Raw genomic sequence first — 6,073 nt, forward strand, 5'->3', positions numbered from 1 at the left:
CGGCTACAACCGCGCCGCCTCGCTCATGGAGCGCATGGAGAACGAAGGCATCGTCGGACCCGCAAACCACGCCGGAAAACGCGAGATCCTGATCGGCGGCGACCGTCGCGATGTCTATGGCGAGGGCGACGACGGAGACGACTGAGCCCCTGGTCAAATCCGCGACATACGCCGGCGAGAAGGAGGGAGGCCCGTACCTCCACGCTTCGCCTCCCACCGTGATCCGTCCGAGGGCAGACAAATGCCGGCCGGCAGGCCATAATGCGTGGCGCCAGATCGTCACGCTCCGATGGATTGCACGCGCCCGACCGATCGCATCCCGTCCAACGGCCTTCTCGTATTTCTCCTGGCCGGTCTCATCGGCGTTTGCGTCTTCGCTGCCGCGGCCCAGACCGTCGAAACGCCGCGGGAAGCGGCCGGATCGCGCGAGGCGATCGTGCTCGACATGGATGGCGCCATCGGTCCGGCGACGGTTGAATACCTGCGCCGCAGCCTTGCCGAAGCGACGCATCGCCAGGCCGGGCTCGTCATCCTGCGCATCGACACGCCGGGCGGCCTCGACAGCGCCATGCGCGAGATCATCCGCGACATCATCGCCTCGCCCATTGCCATCGCCACCTATGTGAGCCCAAGCGGCGCCCGCGCCGCCAGCGCCGGCACCTACATCCTCTACGCCAGCCACATCGCCGCCATGGCGCCCGGCACCAATCTCGGTGCGGCGACGCCGGTGCAACTCGGCGGCGGACGCCAGCCGCTCGACCGGGACAAGGACGAGGCCGGGCAGGACAAGCAGCCGACTTCACCGGCCGACGCGATGACGGCCAAAGTCGTGAACGACGCCGTTGCCTTCATCCGCGGGCTCGCGGAGCTGCGCGGCCGCAATGCCGACTGGGCCGAGGAGGCCGTGCGCCGGGCGGCCAGCCTGCCAGCGCGACAGGCCCTCGCCTATGGCGTCGTCGACATCGTCGCGAACGACCTCTCCGACCTCCTCGCCCAGGCGGACGGACGCTCGGTGCGCATCGGCAATACGGAGCACCGGCTCGACACGGCAAAGCTGAGGCCGGTGGTCATCGAGCCCGACTGGCGCACGCGTCTCCTCGCCACCATCACCCATCCGAGCATCGCCTATGCCCTGCTGCTCATCGGCATCTACGGCATCGTCTTCGAGTTTCTGAGCCCGGGCGCCACCGTGCCCGGCGTCATCGGCGCCATCTGCCTCCTCATCGCGGCCTTCGCGCTCAACCTGCTGCCCATCAACTATGCCGGCATCGGCCTCATCCTGCTCGGGGTGGCGCTGATGACGGCGGAGGCCTTCCTGCCCTCCTTCGGCATCTTCGGCATAGGGGGCATCATCGCCTTCGTCCTCGGCTCCCTCCTCGTCTTCGACAGGGACGTGCCGGGCTTCGCCCTTTCCTGGCCCGTTGTCGTGGCGGCCGCCGCCGTCAGCGCCGGAACGCTGATCATCGCCGCGACCGCGGCCGTGCGGGCTCACCGGCGCCGGGTCGCGACCGGCGACACCAGCCTCATCGGCATGACCGGAGAGGTCCTCGCCTGGAGCAACGGCCACGGCCAAGTGCACGTCCAGGGCGAACGCTGGGCGGCTCGGGCCGACGTCATGCTCGCCCCGCGCCAGCGCGTGCGCGTCGTCGCCCGCGAGCGGCTCACCCTGGTCGTCGAACCGGTAGCGGAGACGGCACCCGAGAACCGAGGAAGATGACCATGTTCGACTACGCCCCCTATCTCGTCGCTGTCCTGCTCATCGGCTTCCTGCTGTCGCTGGCGGTTCACATCATGCGCGAATACGAGCGCGCGGTGGTCTTCACGCTCGGCCGCTTCTCCGGCGTCAGGGGGCCAGGCCTCATCCTGCTCGTGCCCTTCGTGCAGCAGCTCGTGCGCGTCGACCTGCGCACTACCGTCCACGACGTGCCGAGCCAGGACGTCATCTCGCGCGACAATGTCTCTGTGAAGGTCAATGCCGTCATCTATTTCCGCGTCATCGAGGCCGACAAGGCGGTGCTCGCCGTGGAGAACTTCCTCATGGCCACCAGCCAGCTGGCGCAGACGACCCTGCGCTCCGTCCTCGGCAAGCACGAGCTCGACGAGATGCTGGCCGAGCGCGACAAGCTCAACGCGGACATCCAGGAAATCCTCGACAGCCAGACGGACGCCTGGGGCATCAAGGTGGCCAATGTCGAGATCAAGCACGTCGACATCGACGAGAGCATGGTGCGCGCCATCGCCCGCCAGGCCGAGGCGGAACGCAACCGCCGGGCCCGCATCATCAGCGCCGAGGCGGAGCAGCAGGCTGCCGAGAAGCTCGTCGAGGCGGCGACGATGCTGGCGAAGATCCCGGAGGCCATGCAACTGCGCTATCTGACCACGCTGCACGACATCGCCGACGAGCGGAACTCCACCATCGTCTTTCCCTTCCCGCTCGACTTCCTGCGACCTTTCACGGCTCCGGACGGAAAGCACGACTGATCCCGGTGGGTGGCGCGCCTTCTGCCGCCGAGCGGTTCCTGCTATAATTAAAGTTGTCCGGATACCTCTGCGTAACCTGCACAGTCTCGCGATCACGGCCGCCCCGAGCCGCGCACGACGGGAACGAGCCATGGGGAGGACGACATGCCGGATACCAAATGGACCATCAAGGGCCGCGAATTCATCCAGTGCAACTGCGCCTATGGCTGTCCCTGCCAGTTCAACGCACGGCCCACGCAGGGCAATTGCCATGCAGTCGGCTTCGTCGACATTGACGAGGGGCACCATGGCGCGACACGGCTCGACGGCCTCAAGATCGGCATGATCGTGTCATGGCCGGGAGCGATCCACGAGGGCGGCGGCGAGGTGGTGCCGATCGTCGACGAGCGTGCCTCGCCCGAGCAGCGCGAGGCGCTCCTGCGCATCATGAGCGGCCTTGACACCGAGCCGGGCGCGACCTTCTTCCAGGTCTTCTCGACCACCTTCGCCAAGGTGCACGATCCCGTCTTCACCACGATCGACTTCGAGATCGACCCGGAAGCACGCACGGCCCGCGTCCATGTCCCCGGCTGGGTCGAGTCGCGGGGCGATCCGATCCTCAACCCGGTCACCGGCGAGGAACACCGCGCGCGCATCAACCTGCCGCGCGGCTTCGAGTATGACGTGTGCGAGGTCGGCCGCGGCTCGTCATCGACGAAAGGACCGGTACCGCTCGCGATCGCCGACGGACATGCCCATTTCTCCCGGCTGCACATGACGGAAAGCGGCGTCGTCCATTGACCGTCAATGGCCCTGCCGGCGGAGGGCGTCCCCGGCAGGGCCACCACGGAGCTTGGGACCTGCCTACTGCCGCTTGACGAAATGGACCATCCGGTCGATCGCCGTGTTCCAGCCCTCGCAGAAGCTCATCTCCTCGCGGTTCTTGCGCCCCTCGGCGTCCGCGTTAAGTGCGATGGCAGTATAGCGCGTGCGTGTGCCAACACGAGCAGCAGCGCGGCCGTGAAGAACGGCTTCGGCGCCGGCCGGAAGCCCGGCAGGAGCGTGTCGGTGAAGATGCCGCCGGGAACCCGCATTCGGGCACAAGTGTTTCATGATCGTATCGACCGCTGCCGATGGTGGGAGGGTATCGCCATGCTCAAGTGGATTCTCATTCTTCTGGTCATCGCGGCTGTTGCCAGCCTCCTCGGCTTTCACGCTCTGGCGGGCGCGGCTGCAACGGGCGCACGCATTCTGATCGCTGTCGTACTTGTCCTGTTCCTGCTGGTCCTCTTCGGTGTCGTCGCGATCGCCTGACCCCGCCGCAGGCTCGGGACACCGAATCGGCGCGACCAGCCGCTCCGGCCCGCGAGCGACAGGGCGACCGATTCTGGCCGCCGATCAGTCTGGTTTGACGGACTCTCCACCGGTGGATATAGCCAACGCATGATACGCCAGCATTCGTCTCATCCGGCCATCATCACCCGGCTGAAGCGCGCCGAAGGGCATCTGCGCCATGTCATCGGCATGATCGAGGCGGGCCGGCGCTGCACAGAGGTCGCCATCCAGTTGCAGGCGGTGGAAAGGGTCGCGGCCACCGCCAAGCGTGTGCTTATCCACGACCACATCGACCACTGCCTGGGGCGTGCCGGCGCCTCGGACCGCAGCGAGCTTCACCAGCTCGCGAAGCTGCTTTGAGGCCGCCCCGTGCGCGCCGTCCTCGCCAACCGCACCTACCGGCATCTGTTCGCCGCGCAGGTGATCGCGCTGGTGGGAACGGGGCTTGCCACCGTCGCACTCGGGCTCCTGGCCTGGCGCATCGCCGGCGAGAACGCAGGCGCGGTGCTCGGCACCGCGCTGGCGATCAAGATGGTAGCCTATGTCGGGCTGTCGCCGGTGGCGGCGGCGGTGGCTGTGCGGGTGCCGCGGCGGGCCTGGCTCGTGGGGCTGGACCTGATCCGCGCCGCGGTGGCGCTGGCCTTGCCCTTCGTGACCGAGGTCTGGCAGGTCTATGCGCTGATCTTCCTGTTGCAGGCGGCCTCGGCGGGCTTCACCCCGACCTTTCAGGCGACGATTCCCGACATCCTGCCGGACGAGCGCGACTATACCCGCGCGCTGTCGCTGTCGCGGCTGGCCTATGATCTGGAAAGCCTGGTCTCGCCGATGCTGGCGGCGGCGCTTCTTACGTTGGTCAGCTTCCCGGCGCTGTTCGGCGGCACGGTGATCGGCTTCCTCCTCTCGGCCGCGCTGGTGATGACGGTGCGGCTGCCCGCGCCGCAGGCCCCGGCCGCGGGCGGGGTCTGGATCCGCACCACCGCCGGTCTCCGCCGCTATCTCGCCACGCCGCGGCTGCGGGGCCTGCTGGCGCTGAACCTCGCGGTGGCGGCGGCAGGCGCCATGGTGATCGTCAACACCGTGGTCATCGTGAAGGGCAGCTTCGGTCTGGGCGAGCCGCAGGTGGCGCTGGCGCTCGCGGCTTTCGGGGCAGGGTCGATGGCGGCGGCGCTGATGCTGCCGCGGCTCCTGGACCGCATCCCCGACCGCCCGGCGATGCTGGCGGGAGCGGCGCTGCTGGTGCCGACGCTGCTGGCGGGGCCGATGGTGGGGGCGCTGCCCGCGCTGATGGCGCTGTGGCTGGTCACGGGCTTCGGCTATGCGCTGGTGCAGACGCCCACGGGGCGGCTTCTGCGCCGCTCGGCCCCGGCCGAGGAACGGCCGACGCTCTTCGCCGCGCAGTTCGCGCTGTCGCATGCCTGCTGGCTGATCGCCTATCCGCTGGCAGGCCGGGCCGGGGCGGCGATCGGGCTGCCGGCGACCTTCCTCGTCATGGCCGCGCTGGCCGCGGCAGGCACGCTGCTCGCGTGGCGCCTCTGGCCCGCGACCGAGGAAACCGCGCTGCCGCATGCCCACGCGGACCTGCCGCCCGACCACCCGCATCTGCGCGAGCATGGTACGAAAGACCATCGCCATCCAGCCGTGGTCGACGCGTTGCACCCGGCCTGGCCGCCGCGTCGAGCCACACACGCTGGAATTTAGATTTCAGAGCGTATCTGCGTTCGCCACCTTGACATGCCGGCCCTCGCGCACATGGTCACGGCTGGACTCGCCGCCGTTGCGTACCCCCGGCCCGATGCGCTCGACGTGTCCGCGCGCGCCTTGCTCGACGGTTGGTCTCAAGTGCTGCGGGTGTCATCTTGCGGCATATTTCAACGGGTCTCTGCGAGACCCGTCGATTCGTCGCGAACATTTGTGTCTTGGCGGAGGGAAAGGACTCATCCTCTAGGCCGTAGACTCATAACCGCGTAGCCAGATGCGGATGGACGCGAGCTTCACGGCGGCGAGGAAGTTTTCCGCCGTCTTGTCGAAGCGGGTGGCGATACGGCGGAAGTGTTTGATCTTGTTGAAGAAGCGCTCGACGAGGTTGCGCGCCTTGTAGAGGTGCCTGGAGAAGCAGATCGGGTCCTTGCGGTTGCGCTTGGGCGGGATGTTCGCCCATGCGTTCCGCTCGGCGACGGCAGCGCGCAGGTCGTTGGCGTCGTATCCCTTGTCGGCCAGCAGCATTGAGCCCGGCGCGAGATGCCCGATCAGGTCTTTGGCACTCGCGAGGTCGCTGGCT

General features: G+C 68.0%; 8 protein-coding genes. 7 read left to right on the top strand and 1 reads right to left on the bottom strand.

Going from position 1 to position 6,073, the window contains the following annotated elements:
- The 7 genes from ASC46_RS21965 to ASC46_RS20545 form a co-directional block, all read left to right on the top strand.
- Window positions 1-145 (top strand): DNA translocase FtsK (locus tag ASC46_RS21965; protein WP_169790128.1); only part of this gene is annotated, 145 nt, incomplete at its 5' end.
- 144 nt (window positions 146-289) lie between these two features.
- A complete protein-coding gene (locus ASC46_RS20520) occupies window positions 290-1,717 on the top strand; it encodes an NfeD family protein (RefSeq protein ID WP_072249659.1) in 1,428 nt (475 codons plus the stop codon).
- Window positions 1,714-2,481 (top strand): slipin family protein, encoded by a 768-nt coding sequence (locus ASC46_RS20525; RefSeq protein WP_055461135.1) that lies wholly within the window; start codon window positions 1,714-1,716, stop codon window positions 2,479-2,481. Before ASC46_RS20520 ends, ASC46_RS20525 begins: the two co-directional genes overlap by 4 nt.
- Window positions 2,482-2,625: 144 nt before the next feature.
- Window positions 2,626-3,261 (top strand): DUF1326 domain-containing protein, encoded by a 636-nt coding sequence (locus tag ASC46_RS20530; RefSeq protein ID WP_055461136.1) that lies wholly within the window; start codon window positions 2,626-2,628, stop codon window positions 3,259-3,261.
- A gap of 351 nt (window positions 3,262-3,612) precedes the next feature.
- Entirely contained in the window at window positions 3,613-3,774 is a 162-nt protein-coding gene (locus tag ASC46_RS21055) for a DUF1328 family protein (RefSeq protein WP_071923320.1), read from the top strand.
- Window positions 3,775-3,903: 129 nt separating this feature from the next.
- The gene (locus ASC46_RS20540) at window positions 3,904-4,155 is read left to right on the top strand and encodes a metal-sensing transcriptional repressor (protein WP_055461138.1); all 252 of its coding nucleotides are present in this window, start codon (window positions 3,904-3,906) and stop codon (window positions 4,153-4,155) included.
- A 9-nt stretch (window positions 4,156-4,164) separates the two neighbouring features.
- Window positions 4,165-5,493, top strand: a complete 1,329-nt coding sequence (locus ASC46_RS20545) for an MFS transporter (RefSeq protein ID WP_055461139.1) — start codon at window positions 4,165-4,167, stop codon at window positions 5,491-5,493.
- Window positions 5,494-5,736: 243 nt separating this feature from the next.
- Here the strand turns inward: ASC46_RS20545 and ASC46_RS20550 are convergent.
- Window positions 5,737-6,073: IS5 family transposase (locus tag ASC46_RS20550; protein ID WP_055461140.1), on the bottom strand; the 337-nt coding region annotated here is incomplete at its 5' end.

It is taken from the genome of Chelatococcus sambhunathii (assembly GCF_001418005.1).
GTDB classification, from domain to species: Bacteria; Pseudomonadota; Alphaproteobacteria; order Rhizobiales; family Beijerinckiaceae; genus Chelatococcus_A; species Chelatococcus_A sambhunathii.

Excerpts from the sequence above, each read along its gene's own strand:
- ASC46_RS20525 (WP_055461135.1), top strand. The coding sequence starts at position 1,714 with ATGACCATGTTCGACTACGCCCCCTATCTCGTCGCTGTCCTGCTCATC.
- ASC46_RS20530 (WP_055461136.1), top strand. The coding sequence starts at position 2,626 with ATGCCGGATACCAAATGGACCATCAAGGGCCGCGAATTCATCCAGTGC.
- ASC46_RS20520 (WP_072249659.1), top strand. The coding sequence starts at position 290 with ATGGATTGCACGCGCCCGACCGATCGCATCCCGTCCAACGGCCTTCTC.
- ASC46_RS20540 (WP_055461138.1), top strand. The coding sequence starts at position 3,904 with ATGATACGCCAGCATTCGTCTCATCCGGCCATCATCACCCGGCTGAAG.
- ASC46_RS21055 (WP_071923320.1), top strand. The coding sequence starts at position 3,613 with ATGCTCAAGTGGATTCTCATTCTTCTGGTCATCGCGGCTGTTGCCAGC.